The organism is uncultured Collinsella sp. (assembly GCF_959026545.1).
Lineage (GTDB): Bacteria > Actinomycetota > Coriobacteriia > Coriobacteriales > Coriobacteriaceae > Collinsella.
Map to the genome: position 1 here is coordinate 12,014 of NZ_CAUFLV010000009.1, position 22,939 is coordinate 34,952.

The window sequence follows — 22,939 nt, forward strand, 5'->3', positions numbered from 1 at the left end:
CTCCCCGACGCTCACCTCGTCTTGAGATCACAACGCATTTGACGGCGGAACGCAATGCAGCACCATGCCGTTGCGACCTCCGCGATCTCGCCGAATGGACGCTCTGCATACACGCGCAACCGTACGATGCGTTGCACGTCATCCGGATAGGTGCAGAGGAGCTCGCCGATGCGGGCGGCTCGCGCGGAATTCGCAGCGAGCTCCGACAGTTCCCCCATCTCGTCGCATCCATCGGAAACCTCGCGATCGAGCTCGTCCAGCGACACCGTTGCGGACGCCGAACGGCTTGATCGCAGCCAATCGATCACCTTGTTCGAGGCGATGCGATAGAGCCACGTGCGAAACGAGGCGCGCCGCGGGTCGAATCCCGGCAGTCCTCGCAACGCCGCCACGAAAATCTCCTGCGTCACGTCGCGCGCGTCCTCTGTGGATGTGATCTGCCTCAACACGAACCGCAGCATCTCGTCGTAATATGCGCGCACCAGCGTGTCCGCCTTGGTGCGCGACCCCGTGCGCACAAACGCCCGTACCAGCCGCGCATCGCGCCGCACCACCGCGTTTGCCCCGCGCGCCTCGTCCAAACCAAAAACGCTTCCCAGCTCCATCTCATCACCTCCCCGTCTACTTCTATATACGGTTCAGGGCTCTATTCGTTGCAAATAATTCGACATCCCGGATCCCCGGCCGTTCGTGACGGGGAGCGCGGTGGGCATGCAATAGAACTGGAATTGCCGCCAACCGTTGGACGCCTATATCGCTGACTCCCCCAGCTCGACCTCAAGTAGATCCTCCATGGCGCAATGTAGGACGCGGGATAGCGCCGCCACCGAACATGCCTGGGCGCGGTTGATGTCCTTGTTTCGTTGCTCGTACATTTGGATGGAACGCAAGGACACCCCCGACCGATGCGCCAACTCGCGCTGGCTCAGCCCCAGGCGCTTGCGCATCGCGGCGAGACGCGTCTCCCCTCTCGCCTGCTCTATTCTCTCTGCAACAAGCTTCGCCACCCGTTCTTCGGGCACGCCGGGGCCTACTCCGCCGCCGCCTCGCGGTCGGTGAACATTAAGAAGAACGCCGCGAGCAGCAGCAGGGAGCAGATGCCGATGGCGGACAGACCGAAACGCTCGAGGCACCAATTGCCCAGCACGGCGCCGCACACGAACACGGCGATGACACCAAAGTACAGGACTCCGTTCATGAGGAAGCCGCGCTGGTGCGTGATGATGTAGTCGTCGACGTTCTGCAGGGCACTGCGCAGATTGCCGATGCACATGGTGGTGGCGATGCCGCGCCCGTGGATCTTGCGGAAGCTCTCAACCTGCATGCCGCAGGCGAGCGACGTGAGGCCGTTGGCGAGTATGTTGTACTCAGACGAGAGCAGGCCGACGCCGAGCAGGATGACCGCCTCGACGAGCACGGTGAGCTGCCGCCAATGCATGGCACTCGCGAAGCGCTCATGCACGAGGTCGCTCAGCATGATGCCAACGGAGAAACACAGCACCGGGAGTAGATAGCGCATGGCAACAGCGAAATCGCCTTCCGAGAGATGCACGCCCACGAGCAGGATGTTGCCCGTCTGCGCGTTGGCGAACACGCCATCGCGCCCCATGTACGAGTACACATCCATGAAACCGCCGACCAAAGCCAAGATGATGCCGAGCTCGATGGACTCGGAAACCTGTTTCGCGCGCTGCACGAACCTCTCCCCTCTTCTCGCGCCGGCCACGTCATGATGTCCGGCACCTGTACAGCATATGTCATGCGCACGACGCGCGATAGCACCGCGAAGATTTAACCGATAGCCATCAGCTTATCCTCGGTTCAGGGTCTTGATTCCTCGGCCTCGATTGCATGCCTGCCCCAAATTGAGGTTATCAGCTCCGCAGCTTTACCCTTCCTTTACAAACCTACCTAATTTATGGATTAGAGTAGAATCGCGCTTGACAACCATGTAGGCCGGTCTACACTAGCGTACGATTCTCAAAGAAGGCCACGGCCGTGACATTGAAGGAGGTGCGTCATGGACCACCCTGCCAGTAGCTGCGCCCCGCAGACGGCGAAGCCCCGATTGCGCCATGGCGGCACCGACCGCGTCACGGGCATCGGAGACGACTGACGAACAGCGAATTCCGCGAGAGTTAACTCTCGGTGCCTAAAACCGCCAAAACCGGTTCATATATGCTTCGAGAGTTAACTTTCGAAGCACTTCCCATGGCCCGAGCGCGACATCGCGCGCGCCTCACGTCGCCGTTCTGCATGGGCGCACCTCCCCGGTAATTGGACAACCGGCTCAGCAGCGCTGAGCACGACGTCAAGGAGGTGCCTCATGACTTGGATGAAGCACACCGTACAAAACGAGCAGGCGAACCTCGGCCGTAACCCCCTCACGGTCTCCGGGATCGCCCGCCCCACAAAGACCCATATGCGCCGCGGCATCCACCGCATCATCGGCAGCGTGAGCGCGCATGTCCGCCACAGCGTGAGTTCGGCAGTCGCCGCGCGCCGCACCGAGGGACTCGACCCCGAGATCGCCCGCATCGGGGCGCTCGAGGCCTCCGAGGTCATGGACCTGCTCGGTTGCGGCCCGCAGGGACTCACCGAGCAGCAGGCGCATCGCATCCGCTCCGTGCACGGCGCCAACATCATCGCGCCCGAGCACCACGACCCACTCGCCGCGCGCCTCTCCCGCGCGTTCCTCACGCCGTTCACCCTCATCTTGCTCGCCTTGGCGGCGATCTCGCTCTACACCAACGTCTACCTCGCCGCCCCCGGTGACGAGGACCCCTCCACCGCCATCATCATCGGAGTGATGGTGCTCATCTCCGGTGGCATCTCGTTTTGGCAGGACACGCGCGGTGCGGCGGCGGCCAACGCCCTCAAGGGCCTCGTCTCCATCACCTGCCGCTGCGTGCGCGAGGACACCGGAGCTGCCGAAATCCCGCTGGCAGATGTCGTCCCGGGTGACCTCATCGAGCTCGCCGCGGGCGATATCATCCCCGCCGACCTGAGGATCGTCACCGCCAAGGACCTCTTCTTCACCCAGGCAGCGCTCACCGGAGAGTCCGACCCCGTCGAGAAGACGCCGGCGGCCATAGCCGAGCCGGCGGGCCGCGCGCTCGTCATCGACGACTGCACGAACTTCGCCTTCGCCGGAACGACCGTACAGAGCGGCTCGGGCACGGGCGTGGTGGTGACCACCGGTGCCCGCACCTACCTCGGCGGCATCGCGAGCGCCCTCGACGCGCGGCCCACCACCACGAGCTTCGATGCCGGCGTGGCCTCGGTCTCCCGCGTTCTCGTGGGCTTCATGCTCGTCATGTGCCCCATCGTCTTCGTGCTTTGCGGCCTCACCAAAGGTGACTGGCTCGACGCGCTGCTGTTCTCAATCTCCGTCGCCGTGGGGATCACCCCGCAGATGCTGCCCGTCATCGTGACGACGTGCCTGGCGCGCGGCGCCGAGGCCATGCGCGCGAAGGACGTCGTGGTCAAGGAGATCTCCTCCATCCAGAACCTCGGCGCGATGGACGTGCTGTGCTGCGACAAGACCGGCACCCTCACGCGCGACAAGATCGTGCTCGAGCGCCATCTCGACGTGCTCGGCGCGCCCAGCGACCGCGTGCTGCGCCACGCCTACCTCAACAGCCTGTTCCAGACGGGCCTGCGCAACCTCATGGACGAGGCCATCATCGAGCGTGCCGAGGCGCTGGCGGCGGGCGGTCGGAGCATGGACGCGCGGGCCGGACGCACCTCGCCCGGGACACCCGGTCAGGCCGGCGCGGGCGCCTCCCCCGCCGCCCCGCAACGCACCTCGCCCGAGGCCGATGCCATCGCCGCTGCGCGCGAGCAGTGGCGACTCGTGGACGAGATCCCCTTCGACTTCGACCGCCGTCGCATGAGCGTGGTGGTCGCCGACGGGACGGGCAAGCGCCAGCTCATCACCAAGGGCGCCGTCGAGGAGATGATCGACGTCTGCAGCGAGGTCGAGGTGGGCGCCGATGTCCTCCCGCTCACGCCCGAGCAGGCGGAGCGGATCCTCGACCGCGTGCGCGGCCTGAACGAGCGCGGCATGCGCGTGGTGGGCGTCGCCCAGCGAAACGACGTGCCCGCGCGCGACCTCACCGCCGACGACGAGCGCGACATGACGCTCATCGGCTACCTCGCGTTCCTCGACCCGCCCAAGGCCAGCGCCAAGGCGGCGGTCGATGAGCTCTCCGGCCTGGGGGTGACCGTCAAGGTCCTCACCGGGGACAACGCCGCCGTGGCGGCGACCGTGTGCGAGCAGGTGGGCATCAACGCCCGGAACATGCTTACCGGCGCCGAGATCGACATGCTCAGCGACGAGGAGCTCGCCGAGCGCGCCGAGCACACGGGGCTGTTCGCCAAGCTCTCGCCGTTGCAGAAGGCGCGCATCGTGAGTGTGCTGCGCGAGCGCCGCGGAAAAACCGTCGGCTTCATGGGCGACGGCATCAACGACGCCGCCGCCATGCGCGCGAGCGACTGCGGCATCTCCGTTGACACCGCCGTCGACGTCGCCAAGGAGAGCGCCGACATCATCTTGCTCAAGAAGGACCTCACCGTGCTCGCCCATGGCATCGTCGAGGGGCGCCGCACCTACGGCAATACCATCAAGTACATCAAGACCACCGCGAGCTCCAACTTCGGCAACGTCCTCTCCGTGCTCGTCGCCGCCGCCTTCCTACCGTTTTTGCCCATGAGCGCGCTGCAGCTGCTCCTGCTCGGCATGGCCTACACGGTGAGCTGCGCCGCGCTGCCGTGGGACAACGTGGACGAGTCGTTCCTCGCCCGCCCGCGCACCTGGGACGCGCGCGGCATCGTGAGCTTCATGCTCGGACTCGGCCCCGTGAGTTCGGTCTTCGACATCCTGACCTTCGCGGCCATGTTCTGGGTCGTGTGTCCGCTCGTGGTGGGCGCACCCTGGGCCGCCCTCACCGACCCCGCCCAGCGCGCGCTGTTCGCCTTGGTGTTCCAGACCGGCTGGTTCGTCGAGTCCATGTGGACGCAGACCCTCGTGATTCACCTGCTGCGCACCGAGCGGCTGCCCTTTGTGCAGAGCAAGCCGGCGGCCTCGCTCAGCCTCCTCACCATGCTGGGCGTGGGTTTCGTCACGGCAATGCCCTACGTCCCTGGCGTGAACTCGGCACTCGGCCTGGTTCCGCTACCGGGTGCGTTCTTTGGCGTGCTCGCGGCGATGATGGCCGGGTACCTGCTGCTCACGAGCATCGCCAAAGCCCTGTATGTCCGCGCGCACGGCGAGTTGCTGTAGACGGAATCCCTTATGGAAGTGCTCCGGAACGACATGCCCCGCAGGGATGTTGAGGTTTTTCGTATCGTTTTCTCATTCCTTGAAGTACATCGTTTTTTTGCAGGGCAAAATGCCTGCTCAGCATTGCGTCCTTTCGAGGTGTACTTGGCTTTTCCGAATATGAGTACGAAAAACCTCAACTTCCCCCGCACCCCTTCCTCGTGACCGCACCGTTTTGCTGCAAATCGCGGCCCGTGCCACGAGCTGATACCATACTGCCTCAGGCATCTCTTCGAAAGGAACCCATGCAGGCAGTCATTTTCGACATGGACGGCACACTCATCGACACCGAGCGCGTGAGCCAGGCATCGTGGCGGCGCGCGGCGCGGGATTTTGACATCACGATCCCCGAGGACATCTTGCACGCCTTCGTGGGCTGCAGCATCCCCAACGCCATGAGGATGATCGACGATGAATTCGGCGATCACGCGTTCACCGAGCGCCTCTTCACCCGCCGCCATGAGATCTTCGATGCGACCTGGGAGGATGAGCTCTCGCTCAAACCCGGCGCCGCCGAAGCCGTGACGACAGCGCGCGAGCGGGGGCTTGCCGTGGCGCTCGCCACCTCCAGCGTGCGCGAGCGCGCCGTCACCAGCATGAGGCGCTTCGGCCTCATGGACTTGTTCGATGCTGCGGTCTTTGATGAGGACATCGAGCACCACAAGCCCGCACCCGACGTCTACTTCGCCGCCGCCGGGTGTCTGAGCATCGATCCCGCGCTCTGCATCGCCGTCGAGGATTCCTTCAACGGCGTGCGCTCCGGAGCCGCAGCGGGCATGCGCGTGGTCATGGTCCCCGATTACAACGAACCCACAGACGAAATCTGCGCGCTTTGCGCCGAGGTGTTGCCCTCCCTGCTCGAACTGCCCGCGTCCCTCGATCGGCTGTGCGTTTCCCAACGATAGCCTTCCCCGAAAACAGAGCGCGCCCGGTCTTGGCGTATGCTAGGACGATACCGACACCGATGGAAGCGAGCATCATGCCCAAGCATCCCGCCAAGAATCCCATTCGCACATCGAACAAGAAGCGGGGCAGGAGCGCAGCCGACAGCTCCCGCACCCCTGCCCGATGTCCGGGCACCAAGGGGCGCCCGCCGCGCGAGGCGTTCCTGCCCATCTCGCGCGCAGACATAGATGCCCGCGGCTGGGACCGGTGCGATTTCGTCTACGTCTGCGGCGACGCGTACGTAGATCACCCGAGCTTCGGCATGGCCATCATCACCCGCGTCCTCGAGGCGCACGGGTACCGCGTGGGTATCATCTGCCAGCCCGATTGGACCGATCCCGCGAGCATCGCCGCCCTCGGCGAGCCGCGCCTAGGCTTCCTCGTCTCGGCCGGCAACATGGACTCGATGGTCAACCACTACACCGTGAACAAGAAACCGCGACACGAGGACGCCTACACCCCCGGCGGCGTCGCGGGCGCGCGGCCCAACCGCGCCGTCACGGTCTACGGCAACCTCATCCGCCGCACGTTCAAGGACAAGCCCATCATCATCGGCGGCATCGAGGCGAGCCTGCGCCGCCTGGCGCACTACGACTACTGGCAGGACAAGCTCAAGCGCTCCGTGCTGCTCGACTCCGGCGCCGACATCCTGCTCTACGGCATGGGCGAGCACTCGATCGTCGAGGTGGCCGACGCACTCGACGGCGGGCTGCCCGTGGATCAGATCACCTTCGTGAACGGCTCGGCGTATCGTGTGAGCGGGCCAGATGCGCTCGACAACGTATACGACTACGAGCTGCTCCCCAGCTGGGACGACCTAACGGCAGACCGCCTTACCTACGCGCGCTCCTTCAACATCCAGCAGCAGAACATGGACCCCATCACCGCAAAGCGCTTGGTGGAGCCCTACCCGAACGGCGTTTACGTGGTGCAAAACCCGCCGGCGGCTCCGCTCACCACGGCCGAGATGGACGAGGTGTCGGAGCTCCCGTACGCCCGCCACTGGCACCCCGACTACGACGCGGCCGGTGGTATCCCCGCCTTCGACGAAATCCGTTTCTCCATCAGCAGTAATCGCGGCTGCTTCGGCGAGTGCTCGTTTTGCGCGCTGGCCTTCCACCAGGGCCGCATGCTGCAGGTCCGCAGCCGCGAGAGCATCATCCGCGAAGCCGAGGCGCTCACGCGCGACCCCGAGTTCAAGGGCTACATCAACGACGTGGGCGGGCCCACCGCGAACTTCTTCAAGCCCGCGTGCAAAAAGCAACTCACGCACGGCGTGTGCAAGAACCGCCGCTGCCTGTGGCCAAGCGTGTGCCGCAATATGGACACGAACGAGGATGCCTATGCCGAGCTGCTGCGCGACCTGCGCCAAATCCCCGGCGTGAAGAAGGTCTTTGTGCGCAGCGGCATCCGCTTCGACTACACCATGGCCGATGCTTCCGACAAGTTCCTGGTCGAGCTTTTGCGACACCACGTGAGCGGCCAGCTGCGCCTGGCGCCCGAGCACGTGAGCGACGCGGTGCTCAGCGTGATGGGCAAGCCGCGCCGCGAGGTCTACGACGCGTTCGTCGAGCGCTTCGAGAGGCTCTCCGCGTCATACGGCCTCAAGCAGTACGTGGTGCCCTACCTCATCTCGAGTCACCCGGGCTCTACCATGAAGGAGGCCGTGGAGCTGGCGGAGGCCGTGCGCGACATGGGCTACATGCCCGAACAGGTGCAGGACTTCTATCCCACGCCCTCCACCATGAGCACGTGCATGTTCTATACGGGCGTGGACCCGCGGACCATGAAGCCCGTCTACGTGGCGCGCGACCCGCACGAGAAGGCCATGCAGCGCGCGCTCATCCAGTACCGCAAGCCGGAGAACCACAAGCTGGTGAAGGAGGCCCTGCGCCGCGCCGGACGCGAGGACCTGATCGGCTACGGGCCCAAGTGCCTCATCCGCCCCGTGCCGCCCAAGCCGGGCGCGGGCGGCGGAAAGACGCGCGGCAAGACAGGTGACAACAAGTCGGGCAAAGCCGGCAAGATGCCCACTGGAGGCGGCAAGCTCGCCGCCAAGGAAAAGCCCTTCAGCGCGCCCAAGTTCGGGGGCGCGCCCAACAAGGCAGCCAATGCCCACGCCCGCAACCGCGCCGCCCAGGGGCGCCAAGGCGCGAACCGGCATTAACGCGGACCCATAACGGCATCGGGCGCCGCCGCGAACCATCTCGCAGCGATGCCCGAAATCTGGCTCCAGCCACACGGGCGAGCGATCAGGCACCCGGCTCGCCGTCCTCGCGCTTGCCACGCAACGCACGCTCGGCGCCCTTGTGTGCTCCGAAGTATGCGGCGATGCATACCAGAGCGATCGGGACGATCCACTGCAGCAGAATCACTACCAGCGAAACCGACAGCTCGGCCGTACCAATACCTGTCATTGCACTCTCCTTTCGTCAGGGCAGCCTGCTGAGCCAACGCAAAGTGGGCATCATACATGTCTGTGAAACGCACGCCACAGCAACCATACGTTGATGGCGAGCACCAGCACGAGCAACGTGATGGAGCAGTACATAAACGCCGGGGCCGTGTCGTAGAACATCGAGCCGTCGCCCTCGAGCGCACTCGTTCCCATGACCGCTGCCACGCACGTCAGCGACACCATGCCAAACGCCATACTCAAAAAGATGGGCACCTCGGCACGTTTGACCCGATACAGGACCAACGGGACCACCACAGCCAGGATACCGAAGCCCAAAGACCCATACGTGAGCATCGTGCTCTCCTTTCAGTCACACGCCTTTGCGCTTGCATACCCAAAGCCGCCAATTAAACATGATTGCCCCTCCATTCAAACGGCCCACGCGTAAGAGACGCGTCGAAGAAAAGCCCACGGGCTGCACTGAGTGGTTTGCTACAACTGAAACATCATGTACGCTGGAGGCGCATTCCGGCTCCCCATAAAACACGGACAACGCAAAACCATCGAACCTGATGGCAAGGTTCGCTTGCCATCACGTAAGATTTCCCGTACCCACCAAGGCGAAAGCCCCCGAATCCTACCGCTCGACGTCCAGACTCCTAAGAACATCTTCGCAACCAACAAGATATGCCTCCATGTCCCTGTCACTCTCTGCAACCATGTCAGCATCCTTTAGTTCGCGCAATTCCATGCTTTCCCCGACCCCCTCATGGACCATACAAGTAGGATTGCCGTCGGCAGCAATCTTGGCGAATGGCGACACTACAAGCGTCCATGCATCGCCCACCACACGATTATGAGGAGCGCGGTTGAGGAACAGCACGTACTCCTCGTCTTCGCGCATTGGAGTAGAGCCGAACTGGTATGCGTCGACTGCAACCAGACACCTCGTTCCACCCCAATCTCTCAGGGAAACGGGCTCATACACATCAATTGATACTCCTTGAAGGCAATCGTCTCCGCGCAACACCTCCATAACTCGCATTTCCGAGGCAAATGCCTTGTAACGATAGATAGAAGAAGCCTTTTTCTGAACACGAGCGACAAGCTCAGCATTGCTTAACGCTTGCGCCGTGCTAGCATCGCCCATCCCTTTCGCGTATTGCTCAAACCGTTCCTGTGAATAGGGCGCCACTTCATACGGCAGCCCATCCATCGTCTCGGGATGGGCGGACACGTCGCCGTAGCTTATGCGCGTAACGACCCCAATCACAAGTGCCGCGACCAGCATAAGCCCCCACGCAAACACCCATCGGGACACAGACCTCGGTCTCATTGCTCTACACCTCCCGTATCCGTCCATCGCCCATGATGAACTGGACATCGGCAATGCGATCGAGCTCCTCACGATCGTGAGACACCACGATAATCGTAGTCCCTCGGTCGCGTTCCTCAATCAGAACTTGTCGAATCGCCTCTTGCCCATCCTCGTCCAGAGCGTTGGTGGGCTCATCCAGCAACAACAAGCGGGGAGCATCCATGAGCGCCTGAGCAAGGTTCAATCGTTGCTTCATGCCCAAGCTAAAGCTCTTAATTCGTCGCAGATCATCGGGGTCGAGCCCCATGCGAGTGAGAGCGGACCTGAGATGATTCTCTCTCGGCCTGCCACGCAACGACGAAAGCAGCGTGAGCATCTCAAGCCCTGTGAACTCGTCCCAAAGCTCAAGGGGTTCGACCATGAATCCAATCCCCACCGGAAAATCGCCTCGCGCATCCAGCTTCTCGCCAAACACCTCGATCGATCCCTCATCGATGGAAATCAGTCCTGCAATCGCCCGCAAAAGCATCGTCTTGCCCGACCCGTTGTGCCCGCGAATTCCACTCACGCGCGCGAGGGGGAACGACGCGCTCACACCATCGAGCACACGGTTGCCCTTGATGGTCTTCGACACTGCGGAAACACGGACCCCGACGCGGCTCGCCTTGCGCCCTTCCACACCAGTATCCATAGCAACCTCCATTACGCTTTCGGCTCAAACGAAACGTTAGGCCTTGCTTAAGCCCCTGCCGCAGTCAAGATAGTCAACCTTACCCGCAGCCAGCCAAAGCAAGACGCCCAAAACCAGCGATAACGACACAAGCACTCCAGCTTGGACAACGATCGCCGCCCAACCGGCGCCGTCCGGGACAATTGCCAAGCTCCATCCAATCGGCGGGAGCCCTCCGCCCACAACATTCATGGCCATGAAATCCCACATCCCATACAAAATGCCCGTCAGGCAAGAGAACGCCGAGGAATGGAATGCCAACATAGCAAGAAAGCTCACCATGCCGGCATTGGCCAACACAACGCCTTGGAGAACCAAGTCGACGGGACGCAGCGCCTCCCACATGGGAATCGTCCCGAACCGCCAAAACAGAACAATGAGGGAAGTCACCTGTAGCAAAACGCTCATGAGCAGACCGGTCAGCACGCAATCTGCGCATATGCGCAGCGCCACACGCGAGCGGCTCCCCAAAGCCAAAGCGCATTGGGGCGAAGAATACAACTTGAGCGAGCGCATCTGGCCGACGCAAAACAGCGGAATAAACAGAAACGTGGCAAAATCGACAGCGTTCATCGAGAGATACGAATCGAAAAGCGAATCTGCAGCATGGGAAGGCCTGCCAAGCACCGTCATCTGCAAAAGACGACATACGAGAGCTGCCGCCAAGGTGCCACATGTACTTCTATTTCTTTTGACATGAACGTACAGCCATGAAATCATAGCAACACATCCCTCCCACGCTTACACGCCACGGCCATGAGGCACACCGACGGAATCAAACAAAGGCAGGGTGTCGCAATAAAACGAAAAACGCTGATTACCTGATCGTTCAGCTTGGGATACATCACATAAAAGTGCAGAAGATTGCCAAGGCGCGGAGCCACTAACGGAAGCACCACGAACGCCGCCAATGAGATGGCGGCAGGCACGATCAGCGCCAACTTATTCCGGCGCATGAACATTCCCAGCGAGCACGACAGTAGCGCCGATGCCCCCGCCCAAAACGCAGCGCCACAGGTAAAAATTATGTTGTATGCATAGGGCGAACTATTCCAAATCCCAGCGAACAGCCCTCCCGGCGTTCGGAGATCGAGGTACATAGGCATCCCCAAATAGCCCTCAAACGTCCCCTCCACAGGAAAGGCAACGAGCGCAAGCACCTGTAGGAGTACCAGTGCCACAAACGTCAGCAAAAACGCTCCGATAAAGCTCGTTATCCCATAGGCGAGTACGCAGGTTGTCACAGATGTTCGCGAAGCCAACAGACAGGCAGCACCAGACCGCAAGTCCTGTCGGGCGGCATCCGCAAAGACCAGCGCTGCGGCGACGGGCATTACAAAGAACAGGTACACACGTGAGGCGTTCACCTGCATTGCGTCCATGTTCCACGCCCATGCATAGGCTGCCGAGGGCAATTCACCCACGTCTGCGCCATAGAACTTGAAGCACGTTTCGCCAAAAGCGATAAGACAGCACAGCAGGGTTACCGTAATTGCAATCCTGCATTCAGCCCGTCTGAACATACGGAGGAATAGCACCTTAAGCAGAGCCGGCATGGGCATTTTGCACCTCCCGCAAAGCCGCGGTCTCCCCTATCTCATGATACGGAAGGGGGAGACCGCGAAGATCAAGCAGAGAAGGAAACGGTTCGTCAAATCGGTTAACAGAACTTAGAAGCTCACGTAACCACTGATGTAATTGGGATCTTGCCAACCATCCGTGCAACCACGCAAATAAACATTACCAGAATTGCGGTTGTAATATGACAAGGTATATTGATTGTTACCCGTCACCAAAACGGAGTCGGTCAATCGCGTTCCAACGCTGGGAGCATCACACCATAACCAGCACTTTCGCGTACCGCCGCTGCTGACGCTCACACTAGCAGAAGCAGATCCACTGGTACGAGTACCCGCTTGGACGGTAACATTTTCTTGGAAGCCGGGCAGCGTGTAGCCGAAATTATGGGACGAAGCGTATGCCGCCCCACTGAAGCCACATGCCAAGGCCACGCACACGCCGAGCAGCGCAACCTTTGCCTTAAGGCTCTTGAATACCTTCATGGGAACCTCCTTACTCCCTTCTCTGCCTATATTTACTAATATCTTCTTAATATATAATATTGTCTATACTATACGGGCAGACGGGTGTATATCGCCGGCAAACGGACAGGAACCTCGACAGCCCCCTTGGTTTATCACATGGGAAATGCACGGGACGAAAATCCCTATAACATTGTCAAGCATGGGGAACATCCACAGTTGTTCCACATTCGGCAATCGGTTAGTTCTGACTTTGCACTGATTGCCACTCATGGAAAATATGCTTAGTCCTCGGGCAACGCGCCAAACGTCTCGACATACTCTTCGTCATCCATCCAGTCGATGATGTCGCCTGGTTTGCAGTGCAGAGCCTCACACATCGCCTCAAGTGTTGAGAAACGAATACCTTTGAGGCGACCGGTCTTGATACGGGAGATGTTAACGGGAGAGATGCCGACTTTCTCGGCAAGCTCAAGGGAGGACATCTTCCGATCTGCCATAACACGGTCGAGTCGCATGACGATGGGCATTCGGCTGTCCTCCCTTTGAACGCTTTTAAATGGATATCACAGGATGTTATCGGAATCCTCCTGCAGTTTCCTGCCGTACTCAAAAACACCAGCCAGTGCGAAGAACATGATCGATGTGGCAAGCGTCATGAGGTTTAGACTGGGACCGACTGACATGGGGCCGACTGCGCCTTCGAGCAAAGCGGGAACCTCAATGGAAGGAGCGAATAGATCCAGCACAACGCGAAGTGCAAAGCAGATGGCAATCGTCAGCATTCTTTGGCTCTGCTTCCGGGAGAAGAACTCCTTGGAAACGATTGCGGCGCGCACCAACCTCACGAAAACCAAAAGCGGGATAATCACAAACGAGACAGTGATAAGTTGATTAAGAACAAAGGCGAAAAGATGACTGCCCATTTTCGCATCCAACAAGGCAGCAATACCCGTCACCATATTGACGGCGGAGAAGAGCGCGACTGCGATCAGAACGAAGCAGATCAGTCTAAGCAAAAGCGGCATCTTGCCAACAGGTAACTGGCTCATTGCACGTTTCCAAATCCTTAATACCCCACATGAATACCGAAAATATCTTTACAGGCGGTCATCGTAACGCCCTGCGCTTCAATAGTGAACAGCATTTTACCCTTCCTATCCTTGAATATGATTTATGAACGCCTCGACCGTCCGCTCGATTGCGCTGCGGTAGTACGCGCAATACGGGTCGCGCTCGGTCATGCAGCCGTGCTCATCATATGCCCGAGCCCTGCATCCACCTCCACAGAAGTATCGGTTTTCGCACGATGAGCAGCCCTCGATTTCCTCCACCGAAGGCAAGGTGAACTGAGAAAGATTATCCGCAATCGCAGCTGCGTCATCGGTGAACGCATTGCCCAGAGCGAACTCGGGTTTATGAAGCATGTGGCAGGGATACACCGTTCCGTCCGAAGCAACGCTCACCGAGTTCTTGCCGGCACCACAGCAGGTGCGAACGGACAGTGCCCGCATGGGATTGAAGGCGTCGTCAATCGACACGGCATCGCCCTTGCTCGCCACCTCGACCATGATTTCCGCAAGCTCGGCAAGACAAGAATCGTCGGGCATGAGGTCGCCCAAGTCTGCATGCGTGCCGCTCAACAGGCTAAAGCCAACCGTGCATCCCAATTGTTTTGACAACTCGACGTAAGCGGGGACATCCTGAACGTTGCGCGCATGCAGCGTGGGCAGCATATGCGCGTGGATTCCCGCAGACTGGATGCGTTTAACGGTGTCGACAAGCACCTCGAACAGCTGCTCTCCCCTGATGCACGCAGGAGCCTCTGGACTCGTGCCGTCGAAGGAAACGGAAACCACATCGACACTGCCCGCCAGCTTTGCAAACGCCTCATCACTGCAATGCGTGCCGTTGGTCAGAACAGTGATGTTCGTCATCTCCTGCTCGCGCGCATGCTGCGCGATTTCCGGCAGGTCTTCGCGCAAGAACGGCTCGCCGCCCGAAATCACCAAGCGCGTGACACCCAGGCAGGCGAGGACGTCAATCGCGTGGCACAGATCATCAAGACTCGGGTCGACAGCTCGGTTGCGATTGCAGTCGGCCGAGTAGCACCCAACACACGAGAGGTTGCAGGTATTCGACACATGGAGATAGGCGGACGCGAGGTGGTTGCACCCACCCGCTTCAGCCTCTTCCGTAAACCCATGACTGACAAAATGAGCCACGAGCTCCTTGCATCCAGCGGGAACCTCATCCATGGCGACTTCACGCTCCAACATAGCGTCGCACAGCTCAGCCCCTTCCGGCGTGAGGCCCACAAGGGCGCCGGAAGCCGTGTTGCCGATTACGGGAATGCCCCGCATATCAAAGCGAACGATGTGGGAGGCAAGTCGCATAATCACCTTCCATGCCATAGGATACTTCGTTCTTAATATAGAGCGTTGTGTTCTATATGCAAGAGCTCTTCGGTAGGCGGAAATAACATGGAACTGCTTCCCGCCGAACCTTTGCCTAGAGGGCTATCGAAGCAATTCACGGCACAGATGCAATCAAACCTTGTCGATATACTATTCTTGGTATGCATACTTTTGCAGATATACTAATCTGCATACTTTTGCATGAGGAGGAGTCCATGGACACGATGCCGATTGTCACGCCGCGCCAAGCCGGAATCTACGTACGCCGCTCCCGCGAGAGTCAAGGTCTCACGCGTACCCAGCTCGCCGCGGCGGCGGGCGTGTCCGAGCGCCTGCTGGCGTCCCTCGAGCTCGGTGACGCCACCGGTATCCGCCTCGACAAGCTCCTCGCCGTCTTCGGCGCGCTCGGTATCGGACTCGCCGCGCAAGGCGATGACATCGGGCGCAACGTGATCGCCACAGACGAAAAGCAAAATCATGCAATCAATCCCAGCACTAGCAGCTCCCCAATCATTCAAGCCAGAAATCGAACCAGGGCCGCACAACGCCGTCCACGTACCGATACGTCGAAATCACCAGCCGACTACGATTCCGTCTTTGACGATTTTTTGAAACATCAAGGTATAGATGATGTGGCAACGTCTTTTGTTGCAAGGAGGTAAGCCATGCCTGCACGGTCTCTCAAGGTCATCGTCTGCAACGACATAGCAGGAACCCTCGAACAGAATGCTCATGGTGCCGTTAGCTTTAGTTATGACGAAGGCTATTCCGGAATACCCCTCTCGAGCTCCATGCCCATAAGCAACAGAAGCTATGACCAAAAAACCGTTCTCCCTTACCTGTTCGGGCTCCTTCCTGACAGCGAGCAGCAGCGCCGCGCCATTGCAGCCGAATACGAAGTAAGGCCCAATAATCCGCTTGCGCTTTTGGAACACATCGGTCTCGACTGTCCGGGAGGGGTTCAATTTTACAGGGAAGAGGACCTCAGCGCGGCACGCAGACGCAAAGGCTCTTACCTCCCGCTGAGCGACCAGGCAATCGCAGCACGCCTTGCCAGCATTAGGCAGGATGGCGATTCCTCGTGGATGGGAGGCGAAGAAAGTTGGTCTCTAGGAGGCAATCAGGGCAAGTTCGCATTGGGCCTACATGACGGCATATGGTGCGAGTGCCAGGGATCCGCTCGCACGACCCACATTTTCAAAAACGGCGTCATAGGATTTAAGTTTCAGGCCCTCAACGAGTACATTTGCATGGCGACCTCCAAGCGCTGCGGTGTCGCAACTTCCGATGTTGAATATCGCCTCTTCGAAGATGAACCGGCCTTAATCGTCACTCGCTACGACCGTGCCCGCCGCTCCAACGGCAACGTCGTCCGGCTGCACCAAGAAGACTTTTGCCAAGCTTTGGGAATAATGCCAAACCAGAAGTACACCTCAGATGGCGGTCCGACCACACGCGATGCGCTGGCCCTGCTATGCAGCACCAATCGCGCTCACTTCAATCTTTTGGTTTTCACGCAAATCCTGTTCTTCAACTGCCTTATTGGGGCCCCCGATGCCCACGCCAAGAACTATTCGCTGCTTCTCGGACCCGATAACGACAGGGTCATAGCTCCCATGTACGATGTGGCGTCCGGGCTGGCCTACGAGAACCTGCGCCGCAAGGGACGACTTGCCATGGCGGTCGGCGGGGAGAACCGCTTTGGTCGTGTGGGCTCGGGGGCTATCCACCGCTATATGGGCGGCAACGACCCCGCGCTCGCCGCGATGCTCGAAAAAGCCGAGTTTACGGAGGACTCTTGCACGGCGATTATGGCCGATCTTGCCCAAGAGATTCCCGTGAGCATGGCAGAAGTGTTTGACGAAGCCGAAGCAAACGGCATCCCGGGTGCCGCCGAACTGCGCGAGCGCATGCTCGGCGCCGTGTGCGAGAACTGCGCCAAGACGCTTGCGCTTCTATAGTGGGCTGCCTCCTTTACCAGGGCCGGTGCTGACGGCAGAAACCCGCGCGGCGGCATCGTCGGTTGGCAGAACGTCACCCAGAATCGCATCGTCATCCGCCGCCGCCCCGTCCTCCTCGTCGTCCTCGGCCACCTCGACCTCAGGCAGGGCGTCCGAGACGTGCCAGGCGCGCTCGAACATGGCGATGCCTCCGGCAAGCAAGCCCCCAAAGACTGCGAACACGATGGGCGTGGGCAGCACGTTGACCATGGGAGCCAACGGCGCGACGAGATAGGACGAGGCGTTGAGGGCGAAGTGCAGCAGCATGGCGTACCCGAGCTTGCCCGTTCGCCAGAAGACCCAGCCCTGTAGGATGCCCAGGGCGAAGGCATAGCTCCCCTGGATGATGTTCATGTGGAGGACGCCGAACGCGAGCGCCTGCAACACGTTGGCGACCCAAAACGCGCGCACGGAGACGGTCCTGCGACGAGCGCGGTGGCGAGGGTCCCAACCGGGGCTCACGGCGCGCATCGCGTACTCGAGCATGACGCCGCGGCACACGATCTCCTCGTTGAGCGGCGCGAGGATGACCGTCGAGATCACCTGGATAATCGCGAACACCCCGACGGCGGAATCCTCCATGAGCTCGGCGTACTCCGCCATCGTCTCGGGGAAGAACAGCTCGACAAAACCGAGGATGCCGCTCACGAAAAACTGGGCGGCGAAGCCGACGAGCAGCAGGGAGGCGATCGTCTTCATGACGGGGGCGCCTGCGGAAGCGACCGCCCCGCGGCGCCCGGCGAACGAGCCGAGCCGGACGCGCCGCCACCAGAGCCCGAAGATCGCGGCAGCGATGAGCTGCGATACCGCCATGACCACCTGGATGCCGTTGTCGAACAACGCGTCGCCGACTTCGGTGCCCGCGCCGTCGACCGCGAAGCTGATGGAGACGATGACCGTCCCCCCTATCAGCGACACGACGATTTGCAGCAGGAGATACAGGGCGAGCACGCCGACCATGGCGAGAGTCCACTTGACGAAATGAAGCGCACGGGAGGTGCCCGGCGCGGCGGGCGCCCCCGACGATGGCGCCGGCGTTCGCACGCGCACGTCACGCTCGTATCCCGCGGGAGGCGTCGGGCCTCCGAGACGCCCGCCCTCAATCGAACGGTCGCAAGACGGCAGGCAGCCCTTGGCAGGGTCAATGCCACTCTGGGTGTCCGAACTGCTCTGGGACGAATCCATGAGGCCCTCCTTACGCGTGCGCTCAAGTTTCCCATGACTGTACCACAGGGCGATTCAGAAGCTTGCGACCGCTCTCCCCTTGCACGCTAGGCGCGGTTGGCGCGCAGCTGAACGGCGCGAGCGTAGGTGCGGGATCGCTGCCGTTGAAGCCGCCGATGGCCATCACGGGCAACTCGCTCGCGAGCTGATAGCCCGCTGCGTTTTGCGAGCCCGTCGTCGCGGCGGCCCAACGGTACCCGGAGGCGTTCTCAAGCAACAGGTTCACAAGCTCGTCACTCGCATCGCCGCCACCATGCAGTCCTCCCGCTCCGTCCTGGCCGGATGCGCCACCTTGACCGCCGGGCTCACCCTCACCCGAGGGGCCAGCCGTCGGCAATGAGCTGTGATGTCCCGAGGCGATGGTCTCCGCCGTCCACGCAAACGGACCGGCTAGGCACGCCAACACACCAAGACCCACGCCAACCGCAGTGAGCCATCGGCGCACCTCGGCGGCGAACAGTATCGCCATGGCGGGACGTACCCACCAATCTCCTCGATTTACCCATGCGCTCCAACAATATCCCCGACGATGTCGCTGCACTCATCGCGGCGGCGCCGGCGATGCCGCCCAAAACGCCGAAGACGAACAAAACCTCGCCCGTGCCCTCGCGACCATCCTCGAGCACAGCGAGCAGCATCATCAGCGGCGTGGGCCTTGCGCTTGTGTACGCATTGGTAGCGTGCCTTTCGGGCATGGCGATCAAGCCCACAGCGGAAAGTTACGCCAAGCAGCGGCGGTTCGTCACCGATGCAAGCCACGAACCCAAGACCCCGCTCTCCGTCATAAACGCCAACACCGAGGTCATAGAGATGACCGACGGTGAGAGCGAATGGACCAAAGGCATCCACGAGCAGGTCGCACGCATGGCTCAGCTCACCGAACGCCTCGTCTTTTTGGCGAAAATGGACGAGGGCGGCGAGCTCGATATGGAGGATTGCGATCTCTCCGAACTGGCAAAGCGCGCCATCGCCGAGGCGCACCATGGCAAGGCCCTGTGCACGACCAACGGCGTCGACACCATCACGTTCGGCATCGTACTGCGCCCCTAGCGCCGCCGACGCGAGCCCTATGCCCGCGTGCGCTCGATCTCGACGGAAACGGTGCGCAGCGGCAAACCCACCGGCGCCCAGGGCTTCTCGAGCTTGACGCGCACGCCGTACGCGCCCGGGTAACGGTCGAGCAACATGGCGGCAACGCTTTCGGCCGCCGTCTCGATGAGTTTGAAGGTATGCACACGCATGAACTCGTCGATGGCATGAGCCGCCTCGCCGTAATGGATCGACGCGGAAAGGTCATCGGTCTCCCCCGCACGACGCGTATCGGTATAGAGCGTCACGCTCACCACGAACTTCTGGCCGAGCTTGTTCTCCTCGGGAAAGACGCCGTGGTTGGCGAACACCTCGAGCCCCTCGATGGCGATTTTGTCGAGTGTATGCAGCTGCTCCGGGTCCAGGCGCGCGAGCTGCGTGCGCGTGGCGGGAAGGCCGGCCTCGCGACGGGCAAGCGTACCGCGGTCGTCGACGATGTTCTCGGGCAGATGTTTCATATCCATGGTGTGCTCCTCACGTTTCCACGCACTTATATATCTATCGAAAGGTTCTTGCGCTCGTCTGGCCAATAGCAGGCGTCGCGGACGCGGCAGGCGTAGCAGGCGCGCGAACGGTTGTCGGCTTCTTTGATGAGATGGGCGAGTGACTCCGCCCCTTCGCCGCGACGCGTCCCGCTCGCATGACGCGCACTGCCCATGTACCCCCGGTCGTCAGCTTCACCCGTAGGGACCTCTGCAGCCCGCGGTGCGACAACGACCTCCCCGTCCGCGCACGCACCCCGATGTCCGGAGACGGCGGCAAGGATGACAGCCCGCTCATCGGCGTCGAATCGAAGGCCATCGGGCAAGCTGTCTAGGATGTCGGCGGCTATCCGTGCGCCCGCGACGTCGTGGTCCTCGCCCGTCGCGTACTGCTCAGAGCGGCCGAGGTCGTGCAGGAGGGCGGCGGCGTAGACGACCTCGCGGTCAAAGCCGAGCCCACGCTCGAGATTGAAAATCCAAGCGATGCGCGCGACGTCCAGCAGGTGCGTCATACCATGTTTGCAAAACTCCCGCGTTTGCTCGGCATCCTCGATGCGCCTCATGTGCCCGCGGAATGCGAAGCTATCTTCTATCGCATGAACACGTCGCATGTTCGTCTCCATCAATCGCCAGCTGTTTAGCTGTTGTACCCAATCCATGCACAAAGCGGCGTGAACGGCTTTGGTAAAACGAAACACCACCGCACCGCCCAATTCCTACCAGTCACCGAAGAAGCCCCAACCAAGCGCCACAATTCCTACAAATCTCGCTAGCATAGGCATTCGTGAGGTCTTGCCCCATTGCGTCACGGCACGTCCCCACGGGAAAGGAAGGGCCATGGGACTACGTTCTTGGATTAAGAGGCACATCGGGCACCATGACGCTCCGCAGACTTCGCGGGCGCAGCAGGCCCCCGCGTCCGTCGAAGCACCACAATCCGCATCCGAGGCAGCGTCGAGCACGCAGGCGCCGGATACGTGGGAACCGGTTCCCGCATACCTGCCGGTCGATGCCCACGAACACGCACACGCATGCGTTATCGCATCGGCCATTGCCGCGGGGGACCACCCCACGAGCGAATTTCGCGTCAAACGCGTGCTGGTTGCGAACCCGGAGCACCGCACGGTCTCAATCATCGCCACGGCGCTCGCCGCCGGTGCGCTCGAGCAAAGCTCGTTCACGGTCAAGAACATCTACAAGATGAAAGAGGAGGGCAGCCATGCTGCGTAAATTCAAGATCTCAATCGATGGGACCCAGTATTTGGTGGAGATGGAGGAGGTCGGCGCCCCGACCCCGACCCCGGCGGACGCCGCACCGGCGCCTGTTCCCGTCGCAGCCCCCGCACCTGCACCTGCACCGGCTCCGCCTCCCGAGCCCGCTCCTGCAGCCCCCGCCCCCGCTCCGGCCGGCGCCTTCTCTCAGACCGCGCCCATGCCTGGCACCATCCTCGACATCCACGTGCACGTTGGCGATACCGTCGCCGCCAACCAGCCCATCATGGTCCTCGAAGCCATGAAGATGGAGAACGAGGTCGTCGCCGAGCAGGGCGGCACCATCGCCTCCATCAACGTCGAAAAGGGCGCCATGGTGAACCCGGGCGACACGCTCTTCACCATCGCCTAAGTACACCCCGACGCGCCGCCGCCAAGGCGGCGCTTTCTTCCAGAAAGAGGCATTATGGAAATCCTACTCGACGGCGTGCAGGCGCTCATCGCCGAGCCGGGGCGCATCGCGATGATCCTCATCGGCTGCGTCCTCATGTACTTGGGCATCAAGAAGGAGTACGAGCCCACGCTGCTCGTGCCCATGGGACTCGGCACCATCCTGGTGAACATCCCGGCGTCCGGCGTCCTCATGACCGGCACCGAGCCCGGACCGTTCCAGATCCTGTTCGACGCCGGCATCGAGACCGAGCTGTTCCCGCTGCTGCTGTTCATCGGCATCGGCGCCATGATCGACTTCGGCCCGCTGCTCGCCAACCCGTTCCTGCTGCTATTCGGCGCCGCCGCGCAGTTCGGCATCTTCTTCGTGACCATCGTGGCCACGGGCGTCTTTGGCTTCGACATCGCCGACGCCGCCTCCGCGGGCATCATCGCCGCCGCGGACGGCCCCACCTCGATCTTCGTGGCCAACTCACTCGGTTCGAAGTACATGGGCGCAATCATGGTCGCGGCGTACTCCTACATGGCGCTCGTCCCCATCATCCAACCCATCGCCATCAAGGCCTGCACCACCAAGAAGGAGCGCGCCATCCGCATGACCTACCGCCCCGGTCAGGTCTCCCAGACGGCAAAGATCCTCTTCCCCGTCACCATCTGCGTGGTCGCCGGCCTCATCGCCCCGGTGTCCCTGCCGCTCGTGGGCTTCCTCATGTTCGGCAACCTGCTGCGCGAGTGCGGCGTGCTCAACTCGCTGTCCGCCTCCGCCCAAAACGAGCTCGTGAACCTCATCTCGATCCTATTGGGGCTGTGCGTCTCCGTGAAGATGGAATACAGCGAGTTCCTCCAGTTCGACACGCTCATCATCATGGGCCTCGGCCTCATCGGCTTCATCATGGACTCCGTGGGCGGCGTCATGTTCGCCAAGCTCCTGAACCTGTTCCGCAAGGAGAAGATCAACCCCATGGTGGGCGCCGCGGGCATCTCCGCGTTCCCCATGGCTTCGCGCGTGGTCCAGAAGCTCGCCACCGAGGAGGATCCCGGCAACTTCATCCTCATGCAGGCCGCTGCCGCCAACGTCGCCGGTCAGATCGCCTCGGTCGTCGCCGGCGGTCTCGTCCTCGGCCTTCTGCTCTAGAAAGGGGTGCTGGCAATGACCGATCTCATCGCATCGCTCGGACTTTCCACCGACCTGTCCCTCGCCATCCAGATCCTCATCTTAGGCTGGGGCGGCATCTTCATCGTCATGTTCGTCATCTACGTGATCTCGCTCGCCCTCGCCCGACTCTTCCCGCCGTCGAAGGAGGCCTAG

At 61.3% G+C, this 22,939-nt stretch carries 27 protein-coding genes; 10 read left to right on the forward strand and 17 right to left on the reverse strand.

What is annotated here, in order from left to right; translation table 11 throughout:
- Nucleotides 1–11: 11 nt before the first annotated feature.
- From Q5Q88_RS05510 to Q5Q88_RS05520, 3 genes are all read right to left on the reverse strand, one after another.
- Nucleotides 12–605 carry an RNA polymerase sigma factor gene (locus Q5Q88_RS05510; protein WP_302742212.1) on the reverse strand — a complete coding sequence of 198 codons (594 nt, stop codon included), beginning with the start codon at nucleotides 603–605 and terminating at the stop codon, nucleotides 12–14.
- A gap of 144 nt (nucleotides 606–749) precedes the next feature.
- Complete coding sequence (locus Q5Q88_RS05515; RefSeq protein ID WP_302742214.1) at nucleotides 750–1,022, reverse strand: helix-turn-helix transcriptional regulator; 273 nt, start codon at nucleotides 1,020–1,022, stop codon at nucleotides 750–752.
- Between the two features lie 8 nt (nucleotides 1,023–1,030).
- Nucleotides 1,031–1,696 (reverse strand): YoaK family protein, encoded by a 666-nt coding sequence (locus Q5Q88_RS05520; protein WP_294123561.1) that lies wholly within the window; start codon nucleotides 1,694–1,696, stop codon nucleotides 1,031–1,033.
- Between the two features lie 630 nt (nucleotides 1,697–2,326).
- On the opposite strand from Q5Q88_RS05520, the gene Q5Q88_RS05525 reads away from it, so the two are divergent.
- The 3 genes from Q5Q88_RS05525 (at nucleotide 2,327) to Q5Q88_RS05535 (ending at nucleotide 8,435) form a co-directional block, all read left to right on the forward strand.
- On the forward strand, nucleotides 2,327–5,284 hold the full coding sequence (locus Q5Q88_RS05525; RefSeq protein WP_302742216.1) for a magnesium-translocating P-type ATPase: 2,958 nt from the start codon (nucleotides 2,327–2,329) through the stop codon (nucleotides 5,282–5,284).
- Between the two features lie 284 nt (nucleotides 5,285–5,568).
- A complete protein-coding gene (locus Q5Q88_RS05530) occupies nucleotides 5,569–6,228 on the forward strand; it encodes an HAD family phosphatase (RefSeq protein ID WP_118653957.1) in 660 nt (219 codons plus the stop codon).
- Nucleotides 6,229–6,302: 74 nt separating this feature from the next.
- Entirely contained in the window at nucleotides 6,303–8,435 is a 2,133-nt protein-coding gene (locus tag Q5Q88_RS05535; RefSeq protein ID WP_302742219.1) for a YgiQ family radical SAM protein, read from the forward strand.
- A gap of 85 nt (nucleotides 8,436–8,520) precedes the next feature.
- Here Q5Q88_RS05535 and Q5Q88_RS05540 read toward each other — a convergent pair whose 3' ends face one another.
- The 10 genes from Q5Q88_RS05540 to Q5Q88_RS05585 form a co-directional block, all read right to left on the reverse strand.
- Complete coding sequence (locus Q5Q88_RS05540) at nucleotides 8,521–8,685, reverse strand: hypothetical protein (protein WP_158574837.1); 165 nt, start codon at nucleotides 8,683–8,685, stop codon at nucleotides 8,521–8,523.
- Nucleotides 8,686–8,735: 50 nt separating this feature from the next.
- Complete coding sequence (locus tag Q5Q88_RS05545) at nucleotides 8,736–9,020, reverse strand: hypothetical protein (RefSeq protein WP_118653959.1); 285 nt, start codon at nucleotides 9,018–9,020, stop codon at nucleotides 8,736–8,738.
- A 283-nt stretch (nucleotides 9,021–9,303) separates the two neighbouring features.
- Nucleotides 9,304–9,957 (reverse strand): hypothetical protein, encoded by a 654-nt coding sequence (locus Q5Q88_RS05550; RefSeq protein ID WP_118653960.1) that lies wholly within the window; start codon nucleotides 9,955–9,957, stop codon nucleotides 9,304–9,306.
- A gap of 49 nt (nucleotides 9,958–10,006) precedes the next feature.
- Nucleotides 10,007–10,675, reverse strand: a complete 669-nt coding sequence (locus tag Q5Q88_RS05555; protein WP_158574838.1) for an ATP-binding cassette domain-containing protein — start codon at nucleotides 10,673–10,675, stop codon at nucleotides 10,007–10,009.
- Between the two features lie 36 nt (nucleotides 10,676–10,711).
- Entirely contained in the window at nucleotides 10,712–11,434 is a 723-nt protein-coding gene (locus Q5Q88_RS05560; protein WP_118653962.1) for a hypothetical protein, read from the reverse strand.
- Nucleotides 11,431–12,270, reverse strand: a complete 840-nt coding sequence (locus Q5Q88_RS05565; RefSeq protein ID WP_302742225.1) for a hypothetical protein — start codon at nucleotides 12,268–12,270, stop codon at nucleotides 11,431–11,433. Before Q5Q88_RS05565 ends, Q5Q88_RS05560 begins: the two co-directional genes overlap by 4 nt.
- 114 nt (nucleotides 12,271–12,384) lie before the next feature.
- Nucleotides 12,385–12,777, reverse strand: a complete 393-nt coding sequence (locus tag Q5Q88_RS05570; RefSeq protein ID WP_147352850.1) for a hypothetical protein — start codon at nucleotides 12,775–12,777, stop codon at nucleotides 12,385–12,387.
- Nucleotides 12,778–13,040: 263 nt separating this feature from the next.
- On the reverse strand, nucleotides 13,041–13,286 hold the full coding sequence (locus Q5Q88_RS05575) for a helix-turn-helix transcriptional regulator (protein ID WP_118653964.1): 246 nt from the start codon (nucleotides 13,284–13,286) through the stop codon (nucleotides 13,041–13,043).
- A gap of 36 nt (nucleotides 13,287–13,322) precedes the next feature.
- Nucleotides 13,323–13,808, reverse strand: coding sequence for a hypothetical protein (locus Q5Q88_RS05580; protein WP_118653965.1), 486 nt, complete (start codon nucleotides 13,806–13,808; stop codon nucleotides 13,323–13,325).
- A 105-nt stretch (nucleotides 13,809–13,913) separates the two neighbouring features.
- Nucleotides 13,914–15,152 carry a radical SAM protein gene (locus Q5Q88_RS05585; protein WP_302742229.1) on the reverse strand — a complete coding sequence of 413 codons (1,239 nt, stop codon included), beginning with the start codon at nucleotides 15,150–15,152 and terminating at the stop codon, nucleotides 13,914–13,916.
- Between the two features lie 236 nt (nucleotides 15,153–15,388).
- Here Q5Q88_RS05585 and Q5Q88_RS05590 point away from each other — a divergent pair, with 236 nt between their 5' ends.
- A complete protein-coding gene (locus tag Q5Q88_RS05590; RefSeq protein WP_302742230.1) occupies nucleotides 15,389–15,835 on the forward strand; it encodes a helix-turn-helix domain-containing protein in 447 nt (148 codons plus the stop codon).
- Between the two features lie 3 nt (nucleotides 15,836–15,838).
- Nucleotides 15,839–17,134 carry a type II toxin-antitoxin system HipA family toxin gene (locus tag Q5Q88_RS05595; RefSeq protein ID WP_302742231.1) on the forward strand — a complete coding sequence of 432 codons (1,296 nt, stop codon included), beginning with the start codon at nucleotides 15,839–15,841 and terminating at the stop codon, nucleotides 17,132–17,134.
- Here the strand turns inward: Q5Q88_RS05595 and Q5Q88_RS05600 are convergent.
- On the reverse strand, nucleotides 17,129–18,358 hold the full coding sequence (locus Q5Q88_RS05600) for a CPBP family intramembrane glutamic endopeptidase (RefSeq protein WP_294123539.1): 1,230 nt from the start codon (nucleotides 18,356–18,358) through the stop codon (nucleotides 17,129–17,131). The genes Q5Q88_RS05595 and Q5Q88_RS05600 overlap by 6 nt on opposite strands.
- 22 nt (nucleotides 18,359–18,380) lie before the next feature.
- Nucleotides 18,381–18,866, reverse strand: a complete 486-nt coding sequence (locus tag Q5Q88_RS05605) for a hypothetical protein (protein WP_302742233.1) — start codon at nucleotides 18,864–18,866, stop codon at nucleotides 18,381–18,383.
- 35 nt (nucleotides 18,867–18,901) lie between these two features.
- On the opposite strand from Q5Q88_RS05605, the gene Q5Q88_RS05610 reads away from it, so the two are divergent.
- Nucleotides 18,902–19,447 carry a histidine kinase dimerization/phospho-acceptor domain-containing protein gene (locus Q5Q88_RS05610; RefSeq protein WP_118653969.1) on the forward strand — a complete coding sequence of 182 codons (546 nt, stop codon included), beginning with the start codon at nucleotides 18,902–18,904 and terminating at the stop codon, nucleotides 19,445–19,447.
- Between the two features lie 17 nt (nucleotides 19,448–19,464).
- On the opposite strand, the gene folB is transcribed toward Q5Q88_RS05610, so the two are convergent.
- Together folB and Q5Q88_RS05620 are read right to left on the reverse strand one after the other, a co-directional pair.
- Nucleotides 19,465–19,950 (reverse strand): dihydroneopterin aldolase, encoded by a 486-nt coding sequence (folB, locus tag Q5Q88_RS05615; protein WP_294123535.1) that lies wholly within the window; start codon nucleotides 19,948–19,950, stop codon nucleotides 19,465–19,467.
- Between the two features lie 26 nt (nucleotides 19,951–19,976).
- On the reverse strand, nucleotides 19,977–20,579 hold the full coding sequence (locus Q5Q88_RS05620) for an HD domain-containing protein (RefSeq protein ID WP_294123532.1): 603 nt from the start codon (nucleotides 20,577–20,579) through the stop codon (nucleotides 19,977–19,979).
- Between the two features lie 226 nt (nucleotides 20,580–20,805).
- Here Q5Q88_RS05620 and Q5Q88_RS05625 point away from each other — a divergent pair, with 226 nt between their 5' ends.
- From Q5Q88_RS05625 to Q5Q88_RS05640, 4 genes are read left to right on the forward strand one after another with little or no spacing between them, the layout of a single operon-like run.
- Entirely contained in the window at nucleotides 20,806–21,198 is a 393-nt protein-coding gene (locus tag Q5Q88_RS05625; RefSeq protein WP_302742237.1) for a hypothetical protein, read from the forward strand.
- On the forward strand, nucleotides 21,188–21,592 hold the full coding sequence (locus tag Q5Q88_RS05630) for an acetyl-CoA carboxylase biotin carboxyl carrier protein subunit (RefSeq protein ID WP_302742239.1): 405 nt from the start codon (nucleotides 21,188–21,190) through the stop codon (nucleotides 21,590–21,592). The genes Q5Q88_RS05625 and Q5Q88_RS05630 overlap by 11 nt, the downstream gene beginning before the upstream one ends.
- Before the next feature lie 54 nt (nucleotides 21,593–21,646).
- Entirely contained in the window at nucleotides 21,647–22,765 is a 1,119-nt protein-coding gene (locus Q5Q88_RS05635; RefSeq protein ID WP_006723662.1) for a sodium ion-translocating decarboxylase subunit beta, read from the forward strand.
- 15 nt (nucleotides 22,766–22,780) lie between these two features.
- Nucleotides 22,781–22,939, forward strand: coding sequence for an OadG-related small transporter subunit (locus Q5Q88_RS05640; protein ID WP_006723661.1), 159 nt, complete (start codon nucleotides 22,781–22,783; stop codon nucleotides 22,937–22,939).